Here is a 17,993-nt window from a genome sequence, read left to right as displayed (position 1 = left end):
GGAATTGATATGAGACATCCGGCCAGGCTGGAACGTGGAAGCCTGCTGGGAGGGAGATATCGTATCGTATCCATTCTGGGTACAGGCGGAATGAGCCATGTATACGAGGCGGAGGACTTGAAGTTGCCGGGCAAGATATGGGCAATCAAAGAAAGCGTAACAGCTATGCCATATGAAGGCAGCATGGAGTCGGAGGCGGCTCTACTGACATCCCTTCGCCATCCAAGATTACCGCAGATCGTTGATTTTTTTGTACCGGATGAAGAGGGGTACACGTACTTGGTGATGGAATACATCGAAGGGTTAACGCTCAGTGAGTATTTCAAGCAGTGCCGCGGGAAGATCCCGATGGAGCAGTTAACGGAGCTGGTGCTTCAATTACTGGATGTGTTGAGTTATCTGCATAATCTGAATCCACCTGTTATCTATAGGGATCTGAAACCATCAAACATCATGATCACCCCGGAACATGAAGTAAGATTAATCGATTTTGGCATCGCCAGAAGTTACAAACCGCAAAGTGCTGAAGATACCGTTAAGTTGGGAACCGCTGGTTTTGCCGCTCCAGAACAGTATGGCGCGGGTCAGACCGATGCGCGTTCAGATCTATATGGACTCGGAGCATTGCTCCTGTATCTTATGACAAGTGGTGCGTATACGGAATGGATTCAGGGTGTGGAAAGCTCTATCCGGAGTGATGTTCCGCGGACATACATCCCTGTGGCGAGAAGACTGTTAAGGTATAATGCCGAAGAGCGATTCCAATCTGCCGATGAGGTAAGGAAGGAACTGCTCCGAATACCCGGCGGAACAATGCCCGGTGGAGACGCTACGATGACCCTGAATGGCGGAACAAGAGTTATTGCCCTGACTGGTGCTTCATCAGGTGTAGGGGTTACCCACACGGCTATAGCTATCAGTCATTATCTCGAAAGGCAAAACTTCAAAGTAGCTGTGATTGAAATGTCACCTCGCTCTCAATCCTTTGCAAGGATTCAACAAATCGCTCAAGCGGGTAAACCGGTGCCGGCAGGCAGACAGTTTGCTGTGGATGGTGTGCATTATTGGAAACAGTCCGGGCGAGCGGATATTTTGTCTTTGCTTGGGGGGAGCTATCAATTCATTGTGATGGACCTCGGTAGTGGTCAGGATCAGAACCGGCTGGAAGAATTTCTACGTGCAGATCTGCCTATTGTTATAGGCTCAGGTGCAGAATGGAGACAGGCGGAGATTGGCGCTTTTGTTCGATCACATCATCGGTATCCACGAGAGAAATGGATATATTGTCTGCCCCTGGCAGCAACTGAAGCAGTTCAGCGCATTCGTAAAGCTCTGGATACATCGAGTGTATATGGGCTACCGTTACATATTGACCCGTTTGACAAGGATGCACAGATGGATAAAGTGTTTTCTCATATTTTAACGCATATGATGGCACAGCAACCCAAGAAACGTTCGTTCTTTTCACGAAGGAAAGTACATGATTAGAGGAGATTACGGAAGGAGAGCCTCTTTTGTCTAAATTAAGAAAACAAAGCCGTCAACTGATCTATGCTGGGCTTATCGGAGCAGGAGCCGTAGGGTTGGTGTTCGGAGGATATGTTATTTACAATGTCAAAACGATGGGTGATGTCAGGTCAGCTGTAGAAGCCCGTTATTTATCGGTATATGAGGAAAAGGAAGCTGAATTAAAGCAACAATGGAATTCGGGGGCACAAGGCTGGGTTACCATTCGGGATGTAGAAGCAGGTGAACCGATATTGCCTGAGGATCTGAAGCTCATTGCAGTCCCGGATGCACAGGCGCCCCGAAATCTCTGGTCCAGTACCAAGCAGATGGAAGGCCAAGTGGCTAAAATAGAGTTGAAAAAGGGAACAGCGATTACCACCGAAATGGTGTACGAGGATACACCGGCTCCACCCGACTTAAGAAATCGAGAGCTGGAAGTTGTACTACTGCCATCCTCACTCGTAAAGGGAGATATTATTGATGTTCGTATCCAGTTCCCCACAGGACAGGATTATGTTCTCTTATCGAAGAAGAAAGTCGAACGACTAAATGCAGCTACCTTATGGATTACGATGACGGAGGAAGAGATTCTGTCACTCTCAAGTGCAATTGTAGATGCCTATTTACATAAAGCTTCAATCTATGCCTTAACCTATGTAGAACCACAGTTTCAGACACCTGCAATCGCGACGTATCCTGCCAATTCAGAAGTGTTAAAACTGCTGGAGAGTGATCCGAATATTGTTCGACGAGCCGAACAGGAGTTATCCAGACAGGTGCGAAGTTCGCTTGAAAGTTCACTGGCCGCTTCCATGACAGCACCGTCAAAAGGGGTTGAACAGGATGTGGCACAATCCTCAGTGACCTATAACAGTCGTCCATCAGCGAATAATTCGGCAACATCGGATGGTGTGATGTGGAATGATGGTTCAGGAAACGGAGCTGGAGCTAATTCTGGAAGCGTGAATGATCCTGCTGCAGCTTCACAAACAGAACAACAGAGCCTGCTAACGGGTGGAGAGTAGATATCAATCTGGGGTTTTCATATTAATATAATTCAGATAACAAAGGTTTAAAGAAACAGAAGGGAGTTATGACATCTATGCATACATGGATCTTTGCAGGTTTATGTGAGAAGAATGATCTGATGCTGTATCTTTGCAAGATATTGGCCTCGACAGGCAATAAGGTCTTGCTCGTAGATGGAACCTTACAACAGAAGTATGGGCACGGTGTAGGGGACAGTCAGCAGTCTTTGCGAATTACGGAATTTGAAGGTTTTGATATTGCTTGTCATTTTGTCACTTCAGCAGCTGTAGAGAATCATCTTGAAGTAAATGGAGAGCGATTGGACAGCTATGACTATGTGTTATATGACATGGAGACCTCACACTTTGCTTCGCGTAATCTCTGGCTGAACGCCGACGTAAGAGTCTGGGTGAGTGATTATGAACGTTACAATCTGGAACGTGTCAAGGGCTGGTTGAAGCGGTTGCTTGAAGAACAGTCATTGCCTGGTGAGCTTTCATTTCAGCGGCTCTTCATTAACGGGGTGGACTGCAAGCTTGAAGCTCGTTATCTGTGGGCGTATCTGGAGGGCAGTCCTTTTGTGTGGACCGGAGAATCTTTAGTGCTTCCTTGGGATGAGTTAACAGCTGCGGTTAAGCTTGAGAATGAGCATCATCGCCGAGTTCATCTTGGACCTTTGTCACGAAATTACAAAAAATCGTTGTGTCGTGTGGTCGAGCAGTTAACAGGTTGGGAAAGTGTTCGCAGTCGCCGTGCGATGAAAGAAGCAGAGAGGATGAGAGCATGAGCACCATTACCTTTTGGAGCCCTTTTGCAGGAACAGGTTGCACCTCAAGTACATTAATTAGTGCCTATGCAATGGCACTCCACTATAGGACAAGAGTGTTACTTGTTAATACAGGTCTTGTCGGAACTAGTACAGAAGCTGCTCTGCCATCCAATGAGACGGATTCCACAGATTCCGTGTTCTCCTTCGAGGAGGGTGGCTGGGATGCAGTTGAACGGCTGCATTCGAGCGGAAGTCTGAACAAGCACAATCTCAGGGATTATACCAAGCCACTTCTGAAGGAAAGACTTGATTTCCTGACCGGAAGCATGAATGAGATGGATAGCTCTCCGCACGAACATGGTGAGACTGTGAAAAAGCTGCTGAATGTAGCTAACGAGTATTATGATCTGGTTCTTCTGGATGCGGATCATGCTGGTGTGGATTCGCAGCTCAAGCTGCAACAAGCGGACTATGTTGTAATTAATCTTGATCAAAATATGCGAAATCTGGAGTTGTTTTTTGAAGAAATCCTGCCAGAACGAATGGACAAATATAATATGCATGTTGTCATTAACAAATACGATCCGCAATCCCGAACAACGCTTTCCAATATTCGGCGCCGGTTCAGATACAAAGGCACGATATCTGCTATACCATACACAACCGGATACCTCGATGCAATGAATCGGCGAGATGTCGCTAAGTACTTGCAGTTGGAAAGTTTGAGCGAGAATAAGGATATTCGTAAAGGAAGCTTTGCTGCAAGCATGAGCGAACTCGCTCGCCTGATTATGGACGGCGCAGGTATGCGCACGGTTCTGAAGAGGCTGGAAAGGGGAGCCTGAACCTCCGATGCTCTGGAATACCATATGGATAAGTTTAATTTTGATTCTGTGCCTGACATATATCTGGTTCAAGTATAGAACATTTCTTCGTGAAAAAAATGCTCGTGTTCCTGAACAGGAATCGTTCACGATTGATATGTTGATTGAGAAGGTGAAGAACTCGCTCCACGAGCTTAGTCATAGTCAACTCGCGGATGCGGGTCTGCACGAAGAAGAATATCGTCGAAGAATCAATCAACGTGCCGAGATGAGAAAAGCCCTGAAAGGCTGTGTCTCAGGCAGTGTCAGCGACAAAACATATGTCAAAAACTTGATAGGGGATCTGCTGACCCGAAGCATAGGCCTGAACAAATCAAATGTAGATGAAGTAATTTTGTTTGCAGAACCAGATTTGTTGACGATCCAGGACCGATTCGAAATTGTGTTCTATATGTACCGACAGCAATTCGGTGTGGATGCTCTTTCCCGAATGATTGATACCTACGATCTTGGCAGGCTGAGAATGGAGGAAGGTTCGGAGGACGGAGGGAGTTATTATATCTCTGAGGAGGATATTCGGTATGTGTTCGAATGCGAATATCGGGAGCTTGGATTCAGAGAAAAGACGGATATCATCGTGCAACGTATCTATCAGCATTACAAAGGGTTCTCCGTTGTTGATGAGATAAGGGACCAACGTATTGACGGTGTTAGTGGTGGTGTCAGCGGTATGCTGGATGCTGTTCATAATATGGGACTTCAAAAACCGGCATCATGGAATGATCTGCTGGATCAAGGACTGGAGGATGATGCACATGAAGAACCGCTAAGCGGGATGGAAAGTGTATGGGTTTTCTATAAAGGTAAGTCCATTCATCTGTCCTTTCTGTCATTCGGCAGCATCCGTGAACTGAAACGGGTGTGCCAGAATATATACAAATACAATTATCCGGGACAGTTGTCGGAAGCAAGTGGATACAAAGTGAATGAGATGAAAGACGGCTCTCGTGTCGTTGTGGTTCGTCCTCCTTTTGCAGAATCATGGGCGTTCTTCGTCCGGAAGTTCGATATTCCGAATGCCTCACTTGAACAGTTGGTTACGGGTAACAACGCAAATCTGCCAATTACATTGCTTCAATATCTGATGAAAGGAAGTCGGATTACAGCTGTAACCGGGGCACAGGGGTCTGGTAAAACGACGCTGCTCATGGCTATGGTCAAACACATCTATGCATCGTATACCCTTCGGGTGCAGGAGATGGCGTTTGAACTGCAATTAAGACGGATTTATAGCCGACGTAATATTTTGAGTTTCCGAGAGACTGAACACATTTCAGGTCAACAAGGGCTTGATTTGCAGAAAAAGACGGATGGTACCGTCAATATTCTCGGTGAGGTTGCGAGTGATGAAGTGGCTGCATGGATGATTCAAATGTCCCAGGTTGCCAGTCTGTTCACCCTGTTTACCCACCATGCCAAAACCTTTCGTGATTTGGTCTTCTCCCTGCGTAATTCCTTGCTCAAGACAGGCATGTTCCAACATGAACATATTGCTGAGGAGCAGGTTGTCAGTGTCATTAATTTCGATGTTCATATGAAGAAAGATGCTGAGGGACGAAGATATATCGAACGTATTACGGAGTGTCTTCCTCGTGCGAATCAAGGTGACAGCGTGGAAGAGAGGGCAGGTTTTACATTTCGTAATGTTGTGGAGTACAGAGATGGAGAGTACGTTGCGACAGCTCCAATCTCTGCGGGATGCATGATGGATATGCGAGAACAGATGACTTTGCAGGATGCTGAGAGATTTGAGCAGTTTATGAAGCAACACTGGGGTGATCAGCATGACAATTAAATGGATTCTGCTCCTCGTATTAAGTATTTGTGCAGGAGGACTGCTGATCACACTTCTGGTTTTGGGTGTGTTACGTCGCAGAGGAGGTGGTCCAACAAGTCAATCCGGCGTTATTCTAACTCCCGGCGGCAAGGGATTCAAGGGACTGGGATCCCTATTGTTACAGTCCTACCGCCTTGGAATGAAAGTCCCACTGTTATCAGCCTATATTCTACAAGTACAAAAGCGTATTTCATTTCGCCACATTGGGGATGAGCCTTCACTTCGAAGACTGACGATGACAGTAGTTCTCATTATCCTAGGTGGCTATGGAGGCATAAGTGTCATTCTGTTTCTTCTGCAGCCGGGTATCGCTTTTGTAATATTGTCCGTGCTCTGTGCTGTGGTGCTAAACAGCCTGGTGCTGGATATGTGCCTCAGTCGTATGGAGAAAAGGTTGCTGGTGCAGATGCTGGATCTATTTGCAGATGTAAGGCATCGGTATCATCAGCATGGCATGGTTGAGGAAGCGCTCTATGAAGCTGCTGAAGCAGGTACAGGAGAAGCAGCGGAACAGGTAAGACTGATCTACGAAGCTCTTACTTCTCCAGATCCGAATGAAGCACTTGAGCGTTATTATGAAGTGGCTCCTAACCGTTTTCTAAAAGGATTTGCAGGCGTTTCCTATATGGTCATGGAGTTCGGGGATGAGGACAGAGCACAAGGATCTATCTATCTCAAGGGACTTGGTAATCTGACCCAGGAGATTCATTTGGAGATATTGCGGCGTGATAAATTGGATTACCTGCTCAAAGGACTTAATATCATCGCGCTCGCTCCAGTATTGTTCACCGCTCCGATCGAACGCTGGGCCAGAGTCAGTTTTCCAACGATGGATGAATTTTATCGCAGCAAAATCGGTTTTGTAACCAAAATATCGATCTATGTCATCATTATCCTTGCTTATTTGCTTCTGCAAAGGCTCCAGCAATACGATGAGACCCGTTACCGGTCAGGGCATAAGCATTCATGGTTGGATCAGTTTCTGTACAAGCAAACTTTCATACGGAAATTGGCGATGTTGTTTGCGGCGAAACCTGGCAGTACACAGTACAGCCAAACGATACGACTGATGAGGGAGAGCAGCTCGGAGCTGAAATACGAATGGCTTGCCATTCGTCGAGTGATGTTATTCGCAGGTTGTTTGGTTCTTACAATGGGCTGTATCTTGCTGTTACATCAGGTTGAACGTAATCACATCTTGCATGATCCGATCCGGGATGACCGAATGTTTGGCGCAATGGCTGAAGCGGATCTCAGGAAGGCTGAGGAAAAAACAGCGTTGGATCAATCCGTGCTTGAAAGTGTAGAAATGAACCGAGGAGCTACATACGAAGACATCTCCAAAGCGTTACAACAGCTATCTCCCGTTCAGCTGGACCATGACACCCAGGCTGAGACGATCGCCCGTATTATGCAAAAACTTGAGGTGTATAACAAGCAATATGTACGTTGGTGGGAAATGATTATAGCGATTGTCATCGGTGTAGCTGGGTACTACATACCCGTATGGCTCATGTTATTTCAGCGGAAAATGCGCAGGTTGGATATGCGGCATGAAATCTATCAATTTCAGACGGTGATTTCCATTTTGCGTGAGATGGACCGGATGTCAGTGGAGGAGATATTGGAGTGGCTTAATCGATTTTCCGTCATTTTTAAGCGTCCGCTGCAAAAATGTTTGTTGCATTTTGAACATGGGCCAGAGCTTGCACTTGAACAATTAAAGGAAGAGGCGGGCTTGCCCGAGTTCCAGCGACTGGTGGATAAATTGCAGCTTGCCCTTGGAAAAATCTCAATACGTGAAGCCTTCGATGATCTTGAGAGCATGATGGCATTCTATTTTGAACAACGCAAGCAGGAATATAGCAAAATGATTGATGTAAAAGCATCATGGGGGAGAACCATCGGGTTTACACCTATGTATGCCCTTATCTTTTTGTATCTGGTCATTCCATTGGTCGGCATGAGCTTCTTGCAGATGAACATTTATTATGAGCAAATTCAGAAACTGTAGCACAGTTCATCTGTGTAACAGTCTGAAATAGTTTAATCACTTATAACTTGGGAGGATTTATCATGAACAATGCATCAAGCGCTTTAAAGGTGGCAGCAGGGATATTTTTAACAATAGCTTTGATCACAATTGTAGTTCTATTGTTTATTTCGGCTCAGGAGGCAACCAAGACGGCCCAGAACAATTTTGCTGATATCCAAACCGAGTTGTCCCAGGCTGCATTTACGGTATATGACGGAACAACGATCAGTGGATCACAGGTTACCAATGCGCTGCGTAAATACGCGGACAAGGATCAGTTCGGTATTCAAGTTATTACAGGTAAAAATAAAGCGGGTCAATGGTATGGCAATCAATTGAACATTTCACAGGATCTCAATAATGCGGACTACGGCTCGGTTATTGCACCTGACGATAAAGTGGGGATTATTAACCAGACCATGAGTGAAAAAGATAATCAATATGTCAATCCAAGTGGTAAATTCAAAGCCATTATCGTAAAAGACCGTTCCAACGTGGTAAGAGGGCTGATCTTCCAGCAATCCTGACAGGAGTTGGTTTCACATGTCCCAGAATACCCAGCATCTTATGTTGTTTTGTACGGCGGTTGTCCTGTTTGTGACAGCCTGCCTGTACGGGCAACAGAATGTTAAGATTTTATCAGTGGCTTTGAACGACAGAGTACAGACAACAGCAGGTATGGAAGGTCGGCTGACAACAACACTGCATACCACCAAACCTGATCAGTATAGTGGTGCAGAAGTGTTGCATACCGTGAGGCAGATGACAGGTACAGGCATTCCTGTGGAGGTAGATGGGACTTCGTATGTGATCGATCCTCTTGTTAGCAAAACAGCGACAATTCCTGTCCAGCTCGATGCCACCTACAGTCCTGAGTTTATACGAAATGAAACTGGAGAACTGCTCAAGATTGTTTTTTGGAAGGAGGCCAGTGTGAATTGATTAATGCCGCATCCAAGCTATTCGCCGTATTGCTCGCAGTCCTTCTGCTCTATGTGTATCCAGCTGCTGAAACAGCGGATCGGCAGGATGATATAGCACGTATGACGGCGGTTCAGAATGTAACACGTTTTGTCGATGCTGTTCGAACGAAAGGATATATTTCACCTCGAATGTTGGCTGAGTTTGAGGTGAAACTGACCCAGACGGGCAATGTGTATGAGGTGTCGATGGAACATTTACATAAGAAATACGTACCTCACTATACAGATCCGATGGACAATAATAGTTTTACCGGGACCTATGAGGTAGTGCAGGATGGATATTATGCAGCTCAGATTCGAGAAAGACTTTTCCCATCCTCAGGTGTGATACCGGTTGATGATCCTGGCCGAAGATATACGTTGACGACAGGGGATTTTTTCACCGTGACTCTCCAAAATACAAATCGTACACCTTCCATGCTTATTCGTGAATGGTTGAGTAGTACGGCTCAGGCTTCAGCGGTATTTGTCACATACGGAGGTATGGTCCTTAATGAAGATTACTGAGCTATCCATTGTATTCGTACTGATCTTCTTCCCGCTCTTCTGGATCATCTCACTCCATACCCAAGATGCCGAAGAGGCTCAATATCTTGCACATCGATACAGATCTGCACTTCAAACCGCAGTCATGGATGCAGGTGCGGTCATGCATCAGAATGAGAAACAAAATGATGAAGCAGGTTATGATTCAACCAAGTTTGTTAAAGCGGACAAGGAGCTTGCCTTGTTGACATTTACTCAGACGCTGGCTTTGAATATGGGGATTCAGGATGATCCTGCAGCTATTCGAAACATGTTTAATTACATTCCTGCCGTAGTTATTCTGGATTACGACGGCTTTTATATGTTGTCCACAGAAACAGAGTTGACAGGTAACCGTGAAGATTCTTTCCGGCAAGTGTGGAGCCCCAAGAAACCTTATACATACTCAGATTCAAATGGTAGCAGTATTAACTTTACACTGGACGATTACGTATATGCCTATGACGCAAATGCAGGGAAATGGGTTGAGGGATTTCAAAAAGAACTCGCTGCTAGCACTCAAATTCCTTTACTTCAGAATACCAGCGTATTTGAGCAAGTTAGACGAAGCCGAATTGTAAGCACTGTGCAGGATGATCTGGCTGATGTGATTAACCGTCATAATGAGTTTGCCAGAAAGAACGGTATATCCTATACGTTTACGATGCCCCTGATTGCGCAGGAAGATTGGTATAACTCCATTAACGATACAGGGATTATGGCCTTTATCCAGGGTATAGGTGTGGGTGATCAGAAGATCAACAATTATGCGATTGGTGGAGGCAGACTAGTGAAGAAAACGGCCATTGTAGGTGGGATAGATCCTTTAACGGGTATCAAGTACTACTATCCCTCCACATGTGGTAATGGTTACCGTGCCGAAGAGGTGTTCACAGACGCAAGACAAGCAGCTGCACAAGGTTATTTCGAATATAACTGCTCTAATCGGTAGCGTAGCCTGAATGACAAAATCATGGAAGAGGTTCCTGTTATGTTTACATTACTTTCAGAAAAGACGGGACCTGTGCTAGAATAGGGTTTCGGAACAATAACAAAAGTAATGTTAATAGATAGGAGCAACCTCATCTTATGAGTTTATTGTCAGTAGAGAACGTGAGTCACAATTTTGGAGATCGCACGTTATTTAAAAATGTATCGTTTCGCTTACTTGCCGGAGAGCGCGTAGGACTTGTGGGTGCCAATGGTGTAGGTAAATCCACACTAATGAACATCCTTACCGGTAAATTGCTTAAAGACAGTGGAAAAGTCGAATGGACACCTAAGGTCCGTTATGGATATCTGGATCAGCACACGAAGCTTACGCCAGGCAAAACCATCCGTGACGTGCTTAAGGATGCATTCCTTCCGTTGCTTGAATTGGAAAAAGAAATGATGAATATTACGGACCAGATGGCAGATGCAGATCCAGATAAGCTGGAGCAGTTGCTGGAAGAGATGGGCGATATTCAGGAACAACTGGAACAGGGCGATTTTTATCTGATTGACGTAAAAGTGGAAGAGATGGCCAATGGTCTTGGTTTGTCTGCAATTGGCCTTGATCGAGATGTCGCAGCTCTAAGTGGTGGACAACGTACGAAGGTGCTTCTTGCCAAGCTTCTGCTCGAGAAACCTACAGCTCTATTGCTGGATGAGCCGACCAACTATTTGGACGTAGAGCACATTGAATGGTTGTCGCGTTACCTGAAGGACTACCCTCATGCGTTTCTTCTAATCTCCCATGATACGGAATTCATGAATGAAGTCGTAAATGTCATTTATCATTTGGAATTTGCCAAATTAACGCGATATGCAGCGAACTATAACAAGTTCCTGGAGATGGCGGATATGAATAAAGCCCAGCATATTGATGCGTACGAGAAGCAGCAAGAGTACATCAAGAAGCAGGAAGATTTCATTCAGCGTAATAAGGCACGTGCTTCAACTTCAGGTCGAGCGAAGAGCCGGGAGAAGCAGCTGGACAGGATTGAACGTATTGATCGTCCAGATGAGGCGGCCAAACCAACGTTCAAATTCAAGGATGCCCGCGCGAGCAGTAAAACGGTCTTTGAGGGTATTGATTTTGAAATTGGATATACGTATCCTTTACTGCCTAAGATGACAATGACGATTGAACGCGGTGAGAAAATTGCCATCGTAGGTTGTAATGGTGTGGGTAAATCGACACTGCTGAAAACCATCCTGGGAAAAATATCTCCACTCAGTGGAAAGACCTTTTTGGGAGATTATCTCGAAACGGCCTATTTTGAGCAGGAAGTTCGTGCTGGAAATATCACACCGATTGAGGATGTGTGGAATGAGTTTTCACATTTGACCCAGAATGAGGTTAGGGGTCATCTCGCTCGCTGTGGGTTGAAAAATGAGCACATTACTCGTCCGCTTAACATGCTGAGTGGTGGAGAACAAGCCAAGGTTCGTTTATGCAAGCTCTTGATGCGTGAAAGTAACTGGATTCTATTCGATGAGCCGACGAACCATCTGGATGTCACAGCTAAAGCTGAGTTGCAGCGTGCCTTGCAAGAATTCAAGGGAACGGTGTTACTGGTATCTCATGAACCTGATTTCTACGAGGGTTGGGTCACGAAAACATGGAATGTTGAAGAATGGTCTGAGAAAAACTAGACAATTCAAGCAACGCTTAATAGAAATGAACGGTGACAAAAAAATCCGTCTATGGTAATATAGGCTACAACTTCATATGAACACTAGGGGGGCCGCACGATGCGGCTGAGATGGAAGAATGCGATTCCGGACCCTTTGCACCTGATCTGGATCATACCAGCGTAGGGAAGTGGCGCGCTCGTTTCAGTGAATGACGTGAGCAAACGGGAATTCGAAAGAATGACAATCGTCTGCTTAGCGAATTGAAACATGCAGTTCTGTGTATAACGTTATGGCTATAAGTTCCATAGCTGTTTTGCACGAAATGAACTGTATGTATCAGTCAGTCATCTGGTCCAATAATTAATACGCAGCCACTCCCCTACGGGAGTGGCTTTTTTGTGTTTTTTTGTAGCATTCATGGATGGAAGGGGATGAACGGTACGGCAATTTCTCATGAACATGTTCACGGATCATTTGAACTGCATGTTGTATCTACGGGGGCTGGAGATCAAGCATCTTTTGTGAAAGCAGCAAAAGACGTCTGGCCATGGGTGGACTATATTCACATACGAGAGAAACAACTCACATGGCAAGAAAAGGTCGGTTGGGCTGAAAGTCTGCGTGGTGTTGGAGTTCCATCTTGCCGGATCGTCATCAATGGCTCAGAGCTGTCCCCACAAAATGAAATTTATGGTGGTGTGCACTGGGGGCAAGAGGCTATACGTAACTACAACAATGATGGCATAAGCAATGTGTACCGACTTCGTCTGGGTGTATCTGTTCATTCAATAGATGAGGCAAAAATCGCTGAAGAACGGGGAGCTGTTTACCTTTTCTTCGGGCATGTCTACGCAACCAGCAGTAAGCCGGATCTTGAACCAAGAGGATTAAATGCTCTTGCTGAAGTGTGCAGGGGTGTCTCCATTCCTGTCATTGCGATCGGGGGCATTGAACCGGGAAATATTCACGCGATTCGCTCCGCAGGGGCACAGGGAGCCGCCGTGATCTCGAATGTATGGGCGAGTGATTCACCGGATCGGGCCGCTGCATCATTAAGGCAGGCTATCGTTGATACAGAAAGTCTGAGCCGCTGAATCAAGGAGATGAGATGATGAAAGAGATCATTACTGATAGACCGAATAAGATTCATGCCGAAACGATTGTTGTAGGCGGAGGCGTTGTTGGATGTGCCATCGCATATGAACTTGCTTCACGTGGCCAGGATGTATTGTTGGTAGAGCGTTCAGCAATCGCGGTAGGAACTTCGTGCGCAGCGGCTGGAATGCTGGCGGCAGATAGTGAGGATTTTGCTCATCCTTTGATGGCTAAGCTTGCCAGGCAGAGCAGGCAGTTACTTCATGAGCAACAGGTGCTAATGACTACTCTCAGCGAGGTAGAGACTGGTCTGCAACGCCATGGATTCCTAACCCCTTTTCGTTCATACAGTGAATTAAGCAGTTATAAGGACAATCGGAGGTCTGCGTTGTCTACTGATGAGGTGTGGTGGGATCGTTACGCTGTGCAGCAGGAGGCATCATGGCTTAACAGAGATACGTATGGAGCCTACTACAGGCCTTACGAGAGTGAAGTTCTTCCAGTCCATCTAACAAAGGCATACGCCAAATGCGCTCAAGCAATGGGAGCGCGGGTAATGGAGGGCATACAGGATATACGCGTGCAAGTAAACGAATACGGGGTGCAAGGAATCACCACATCGATCGGCGAAATGACCTGTAAACATGTCGTTATAGCGGCTGGATTACAGAGTGAAGATTTGATGAGACATGTGAACCTAAGCTTGCCTGTGTGGTCGGTAAAAGGAGAAATAGCCGCCGTGCAGTTCTCAGCTGAACATGCAGGGTACAGACCTGACAGAACGGTGTACGCAGAAGATATCTATATTGTTCCCAAAGCCAATGGAGAGGTTTGGCTCGGGGCAACCAGTCTGCCAGGCAGAACGGATCTGAATGTTTCTGTACAGGGTGTTCAGAAGCTGTTAACAGCGGCTACCCACTGGGTACCTGGGATGAAAGAAGCACAATTTTTGCGAGCGTGGGCAGGCGTAAGGCCGGCAACTCCGGATGGGCTGCCTTATATAGGTGCTTGCGAAAGTATATCCGGGCTGTTTACCGCCTTTGGACATTTCCGTAACGGTATTTTGCTCAGTGCGATAACTGGCAGATTAATCGCTGAATTGCTCGCGGGCAAAAGCTCAGAAGAACTCGGAATTGAGGCGCTGAGCCCTGAGCGATTAAACAGAAAGGGAGTGGTGCATTGAATATCATCGTTAATGGTCAACGGATGGAGATAGAAGACAGATTGAATCGTGTGGATAAACTGCTCCAATCTTTTGACCTACAAGTCAAGACTGTAGTTGTTGAGCTGAACAGGCATATTTTAACGCGTGAGTATCATGAGACGACGGCATTAAGAGAAGGCGATCGAATCGAGATTGTACATTTTGTAGGAGGCGGTTGATGATGTTGAACATTGGGAAATATACGTTTGAGTCCAGATTGTTGCTCGGAACAGGCAAGTTTTCGGATCTGGAAGTGCAAAGTCAGGCTGTGGAAGCATCTGAAACGGAAGTTTTAACCTTTGCTGTTCGTCGTCTGAATCTGGAGGAGCGTAACCAGAAGCATTTCCTGGATACGTTGGATCTGGACCAATACACGCTTCTTCCGAATACAGCTGGGGCTTCCACTGCGGAAGAGGCGGTGCGAATTGCCGAGCTTGCGCGGGCTTCGGGACTTTGTGATATGATAAAAGTCGAAGTCATTGGAGATGGAATTACGTTGCTCCCAGATCCGATTGAAACGTACAAGGCTTGCGAAATTTTGCTTGAAAAGGGCTTCACTGTATTGCCTTATATTTCGGATGATGTCATTCTGGCCAAAAGGCTGCAACTGCTTGGCGTACATGCTGTAATGCCTGGCGCTTCTCCCATCGGAGCTGGCAGAGGCATCATCAATCCCTATAACCTTGAGATCATCATTGAGCAGGCCGTTGTACCTGTAATTGTGGATGCAGGGTTACGCTCCCCCAAAGATGCTGCTTATGCGATGGAACTTGGTGCGGATGGCGTATTGTTGAACACAGCCGTATCTGGATCAAGAGATCCGGTGAGCATGGCTCAAGCGATGCGAATGGGGGTAGAGGCAGGTAGACTGGCATATGAGGCAGGCATGATTCCTGTGAAGCGTTATGCAGCAGCCAGCAGTCCGGTGGAAGGAATGGTTCATACATGATAGATCAACAATCAACATCTTCCGAGCAGGCCGATCGGTATTCCAGACAGGAACGCTACGCGCCGCTGGGCAAGGAAGGTCAGGTCAGATTGAGCGACAGCAGAGTTTTAATCGTTGGTGCTGGTGCACTGGGAACAGGAATCGCAGAAACGTTAGTTCGTTCAGGAGTCGGTCACATCACGATCGTGGATCGTGATTATGTCGAGTGGAGTAATCTGCAGCGACAGCAATTATATGTAGAACAGGATGCAATTGAACGGATGCCGAAGGCGATGGCGGCGGAAAAACGTTTATCTGCCATTAATTCCACGGTTCATGTGCAAGGGAAAGTGTTGGATGTCAGAGTGGATGAATTGGAAGAACTCATTCAGCATGCAGACTTGATTATGGATGCAACGGATAACTTTGATACCCGACTACTCATTAATGATATGGCACAGAAGCACCGTATTCCCTGGATTTATGGTGGATGCGTGGGCAGTTACGGCATTACCTATACGTTTATGCCTGGAGATACGCCCTGTTTAAATTGTTTGCTGGGTGAAGTCCCTTTGGGGGGAGATACCTGTGATACATCTGGCATTATTCCTCAAGCGGTGCAGATGGTAACGGCGAATCAGACCGCAGAGGCGATGAAGTTGCTTAGCGGCAATACGAATGCTTTGAGACGCAAGTTGTTGTCATTTGACGTGTGGAGGAACGAATACATATCCATCAATGTGGATGGTGCGAAAAAGCAAGACTGTCCTTCCTGCGGAGATTCGGCAACGTATCCATATCTTTCTGCGTCCAATCTGGAGAAAACCGATGTATTATGTGGCAGAGATACGGTTCAGATCCGACCTGCTCGACGCATGAATCTGGATCTTCAACATACGGCGGATCGCCTGGATAGACTTCAGGAAGGTAAAGTGGAATCCAATCCTTTTCTGGTTTCTTTTACAACAGGAGTCCACAGAATGGTCATTTTCCAGGATGGACGTGTACTCGTACACGGAACCAAAGATACAGCGGAAGCACGTACGCTTGTTCACCGCTACTTTGGTTAAAGCAAGAAAGAAGCAAAGTCTGTTCCCTAGAGGGAATGGACTTTTTCATTTTACGGCATGCTAACTGTACCAACCATTGCTGCGAGCAGCGGGACAGAGACAGGCCGGGTGAAAAACAGTGAAAACAGCCATTTTGCTGATTGGAGCAGGAGAACAGGTCAGCCTTATTCAAGACATATTATGTGCCGAAGGGTATGAGGTGCAACGAAAGAAAGAGTCTGAACTAAACCAATCCGTCGAGGATTCGTTATCAAAATTTAACCTGATCATCTTGCTAGACTTGGATGAGGGGGAGGTATATCGGCAACAAGATCAGAAGGCAGAGTTGAAACAATGGATAGGTAAAGGTCAGGTTGTACCTCTACTGGTTATCACGTCAAATGCATCTCCTCAATTCATCGTGGAATGGCTGGATTATGGAGCTAATGATGTAATGGAGGAACCTGTTCACTTGAATGTTATGCTGGCTAGAATACGAAATTTATTGCGTGTTTTCGCGAATGCAACACCAGAGGGCGAAGAAGTTATTGTAGTCCATGATCTTAAAGTGAATTTGCGTTCAAGGCGGGTAAATCGTGGGGGTGAATACCTGACATTAACGCCAAAAGAGTACGAATTGCTAGAATTCTTGGCCCTGCATGTGAATGAAGCATGTACACGGAGTGATATTTTGCGGGAAGTATGGGGATATGAGTATGCCATGGATACCAACGTAGTGGACGTGTATATCAAACATCTGAGGGTTAAGGTGGACAAGGGAAGAAGTGTGAAACTGATTCATACCGTTCGTGGGATCGGTTACATGCTTCATGATAAAAATTAGATTTATCACCGAATTCCATGAAACTCCAGTTTAGAGTGTGGAGAAAAAAGGGTAATTAAAAAGACCGGAACAGTTCGTCCGGTCTTTACTTCTTAGCAATATATAATTCTAAAGTACACGACGAGCTTTAATATACGTTCTTTCCCAAGTACCGGAATTCAGATCCGAAAGGGTTACGCCTGGAGATCCATACGTATGCAGAATCTTTCCGTTCCCTGCGTACACGCCTACATGAGTGATGTTGGAGCCAGTAGAACGGCTACCGCTGGAGAAGAATACCAGATCGCCTACACGCAGATTAGCTTTGGACACAGCTGTGCCTTCTTTAGATTGTTTCACGGAAGTGCGCGGCAAGTCTACACCATACTTTTTGAAAATATATTTCATAAAAGAAGAGCAGTCAAAAACTTTGGTTGTTGTTGTTGAGGCACCAAATTTATATGGAGTTCCAGTAAATTGTTTACCATAGTTAACAATCTGTTGACCTGTGGACACAGATGCAGTTGCTGCCTGTGCAACAGGTGCGTTAGTCATTAGTACAGCTCCAAAACCTAGTGTAGCGCACAACCCGACGGTTACGGCCTTTTGGACAAAGATGTTTGTTTTCATATTAGTTAGTACCTCCAAAATTCGTTTTCGTTAAGTTGCTAGAGCGAGTATAACAGCTTTGTAACAGCCTA

The 17,993-nt window shown here is 45.9% G+C and carries 18 protein-coding genes and 1 riboswitch; of the genes, 17 read left to right on the top strand and 1 reads right to left on the bottom strand.

From position 1 onward, the window contains the following. Positions 1–9: 9 nt before the first annotated feature. The 17 genes from MHI06_RS17160 to MHI06_RS17080 all read left to right on the top strand — a co-directional run bounded on the left by MHI06_RS17160 (position 10) and on the right by MHI06_RS17080 (position 17,313). A complete protein-coding gene (locus tag MHI06_RS17160) occupies positions 10–1,488 on the top strand; it encodes a serine/threonine protein kinase (protein ID WP_340398553.1) in 1,479 nt (492 codons plus the stop codon). A 26-nt stretch (positions 1,489–1,514) separates the two neighbouring features. Then, positions 1,515–2,534 (top strand): SAF domain-containing protein, encoded by a 1,020-nt coding sequence (locus MHI06_RS17155; protein WP_340398552.1) that lies wholly within the window; start codon positions 1,515–1,517, stop codon positions 2,532–2,534. A 77-nt stretch (positions 2,535–2,611) separates the two neighbouring features. After that, on the top strand, positions 2,612–3,325 hold the full coding sequence (locus MHI06_RS17150; RefSeq protein ID WP_340398551.1) for a hypothetical protein: 714 nt from the start codon (positions 2,612–2,614) through the stop codon (positions 3,323–3,325). Next, positions 3,322–4,152 (top strand): ParA family protein, encoded by an 831-nt coding sequence (locus tag MHI06_RS17145; protein ID WP_340398550.1) that lies wholly within the window; start codon positions 3,322–3,324, stop codon positions 4,150–4,152. The genes MHI06_RS17150 and MHI06_RS17145 overlap by 4 nt, the downstream gene beginning before the upstream one ends. A gap of 7 nt (positions 4,153–4,159) precedes the next feature. After that, positions 4,160–5,986: an ATPase, T2SS/T4P/T4SS family gene (locus tag MHI06_RS17140; protein WP_340398549.1), complete on the top strand. Its 1,827-nt coding sequence runs from the start codon at positions 4,160–4,162 to the stop codon at positions 5,984–5,986. Beyond that, on the top strand, positions 5,976–8,042 hold the full coding sequence (locus MHI06_RS17135) for a hypothetical protein (protein ID WP_340398548.1): 2,067 nt from the start codon (positions 5,976–5,978) through the stop codon (positions 8,040–8,042). The genes MHI06_RS17140 and MHI06_RS17135 overlap by 11 nt, the downstream gene beginning before the upstream one ends. Before the next feature lie 62 nt (positions 8,043–8,104). Continuing rightward, entirely contained in the window at positions 8,105–8,590 is a 486-nt protein-coding gene (locus MHI06_RS17130) for a hypothetical protein (RefSeq protein ID WP_062834890.1), read from the top strand. A 16-nt stretch (positions 8,591–8,606) separates the two neighbouring features. Continuing rightward, complete coding sequence (locus MHI06_RS17125) at positions 8,607–9,005, top strand: hypothetical protein (RefSeq protein ID WP_340398547.1); 399 nt, start codon at positions 8,607–8,609, stop codon at positions 9,003–9,005. Then, positions 9,002–9,553: a hypothetical protein gene (locus MHI06_RS17120; RefSeq protein ID WP_340398546.1), complete on the top strand. Its 552-nt coding sequence runs from the start codon at positions 9,002–9,004 to the stop codon at positions 9,551–9,553. The genes MHI06_RS17125 and MHI06_RS17120 overlap by 4 nt, the downstream gene beginning before the upstream one ends. Next, positions 9,540–10,523 carry a hypothetical protein gene (locus MHI06_RS17115; RefSeq protein ID WP_340398545.1) on the top strand — a complete coding sequence of 328 codons (984 nt, stop codon included), beginning with the start codon at positions 9,540–9,542 and terminating at the stop codon, positions 10,521–10,523. The genes MHI06_RS17120 and MHI06_RS17115 overlap by 14 nt, the downstream gene beginning before the upstream one ends. A gap of 137 nt (positions 10,524–10,660) precedes the next feature. Beyond that, positions 10,661–12,211 (top strand): ABC-F family ATP-binding cassette domain-containing protein, encoded by a 1,551-nt coding sequence (locus MHI06_RS17110; protein ID WP_036613631.1) that lies wholly within the window; start codon positions 10,661–10,663, stop codon positions 12,209–12,211. Between the two features lie 75 nt (positions 12,212–12,286). After that, positions 12,287–12,396, top strand: a riboswitch (TPP riboswitch). A 228-nt stretch (positions 12,397–12,624) separates the two neighbouring features. Beyond that, on the top strand, positions 12,625–13,287 hold the full coding sequence (locus tag MHI06_RS17105; RefSeq protein ID WP_340398544.1) for a thiamine phosphate synthase: 663 nt from the start codon (positions 12,625–12,627) through the stop codon (positions 13,285–13,287). Between the two features lie 14 nt (positions 13,288–13,301). Beyond that, positions 13,302–14,471, top strand: a complete 1,170-nt coding sequence (gene thiO, locus MHI06_RS17100) for a glycine oxidase ThiO (RefSeq protein ID WP_340398543.1) — start codon at positions 13,302–13,304, stop codon at positions 14,469–14,471. Next, on the top strand, positions 14,468–14,671 hold the full coding sequence (gene thiS, locus MHI06_RS17095) for a sulfur carrier protein ThiS (protein WP_062834883.1): 204 nt from the start codon (positions 14,468–14,470) through the stop codon (positions 14,669–14,671). The genes thiO and thiS overlap by 4 nt, the downstream gene beginning before the upstream one ends. A 2-nt stretch (positions 14,672–14,673) precedes the next feature. Further along, positions 14,674–15,441, top strand: coding sequence for a thiazole synthase (locus MHI06_RS17090; RefSeq protein ID WP_340402138.1), 768 nt, complete (start codon positions 14,674–14,676; stop codon positions 15,439–15,441). Beyond that, positions 15,438–16,490, top strand: a complete 1,053-nt coding sequence (locus MHI06_RS17085; protein WP_340398542.1) for a ThiF family adenylyltransferase — start codon at positions 15,438–15,440, stop codon at positions 16,488–16,490. Before MHI06_RS17090 ends, MHI06_RS17085 begins: the two co-directional genes overlap by 4 nt. Positions 16,491–16,608: 118 nt before the next feature. Beyond that, the gene (locus tag MHI06_RS17080) at positions 16,609–17,313 is read left to right on the top strand and encodes a response regulator transcription factor (protein WP_340398541.1); all 705 of its coding nucleotides are present in this window, start codon (positions 16,609–16,611) and stop codon (positions 17,311–17,313) included. 108 nt (positions 17,314–17,421) lie between these two features. On the opposite strand, the gene MHI06_RS17075 is transcribed toward MHI06_RS17080, so the two are convergent. Next, a complete protein-coding gene (locus tag MHI06_RS17075) occupies positions 17,422–17,922 on the bottom strand; it encodes a C40 family peptidase (protein ID WP_169481032.1) in 501 nt (166 codons plus the stop codon). Between the last annotated feature and the right edge of the window lie 71 nt (positions 17,923–17,993).

It is taken from the genome of Paenibacillus sp. FSL H8-0079, from assembly GCF_037991315.1.
Taxonomy (GTDB): Bacteria; Bacillota; Bacilli; order Paenibacillales; family Paenibacillaceae; genus Paenibacillus.
The sequence above is the reverse complement of the archived record's forward strand: the minus strand, read 5'-3'. Positions and strand labels throughout refer to the sequence as shown.

Excerpts from the sequence above, each read along its gene's own strand:
- MHI06_RS17160 (WP_340398553.1), top strand. The coding sequence starts at position 10 with ATGAGACATCCGGCCAGGCTGGAACGTGGAAGCCTGCTGGGAGGGAGA.
- MHI06_RS17150 (WP_340398551.1), top strand. The coding sequence starts at position 2,612 with ATGCATACATGGATCTTTGCAGGTTTATGTGAGAAGAATGATCTGATG.
- MHI06_RS17145 (WP_340398550.1), top strand. The coding sequence starts at position 3,322 with ATGAGCACCATTACCTTTTGGAGCCCTTTTGCAGGAACAGGTTGCACC.
- MHI06_RS17140 (WP_340398549.1), top strand. The coding sequence starts at position 4,160 with ATGCTCTGGAATACCATATGGATAAGTTTAATTTTGATTCTGTGCCTG.
- MHI06_RS17135 (WP_340398548.1), top strand. The coding sequence starts at position 5,976 with ATGACAATTAAATGGATTCTGCTCCTCGTATTAAGTATTTGTGCAGGA.
- MHI06_RS17130 (WP_062834890.1), top strand. The coding sequence starts at position 8,105 with ATGAACAATGCATCAAGCGCTTTAAAGGTGGCAGCAGGGATATTTTTA.
- MHI06_RS17125 (WP_340398547.1), top strand. The coding sequence starts at position 8,607 with ATGTCCCAGAATACCCAGCATCTTATGTTGTTTTGTACGGCGGTTGTC.
- MHI06_RS17115 (WP_340398545.1), top strand. The coding sequence starts at position 9,540 with ATGAAGATTACTGAGCTATCCATTGTATTCGTACTGATCTTCTTCCCG.
- MHI06_RS17110 (WP_036613631.1), top strand. The coding sequence starts at position 10,661 with ATGAGTTTATTGTCAGTAGAGAACGTGAGTCACAATTTTGGAGATCGC.
- MHI06_RS17105 (WP_340398544.1), top strand. The coding sequence starts at position 12,625 with ATGAACGGTACGGCAATTTCTCATGAACATGTTCACGGATCATTTGAA.
- thiO (WP_340398543.1), top strand. The coding sequence starts at position 13,302 with ATGATGAAAGAGATCATTACTGATAGACCGAATAAGATTCATGCCGAA.
- MHI06_RS17090 (WP_340402138.1), top strand. The coding sequence starts at position 14,674 with ATGTTGAACATTGGGAAATATACGTTTGAGTCCAGATTGTTGCTCGGA.
- MHI06_RS17085 (WP_340398542.1), top strand. The coding sequence starts at position 15,438 with ATGATAGATCAACAATCAACATCTTCCGAGCAGGCCGATCGGTATTCC.
- MHI06_RS17075 (WP_169481032.1), bottom strand. The coding sequence starts at position 17,922 with ATGAAAACAAACATCTTTGTCCAAAAGGCCGTAACCGTCGGGTTGTGC.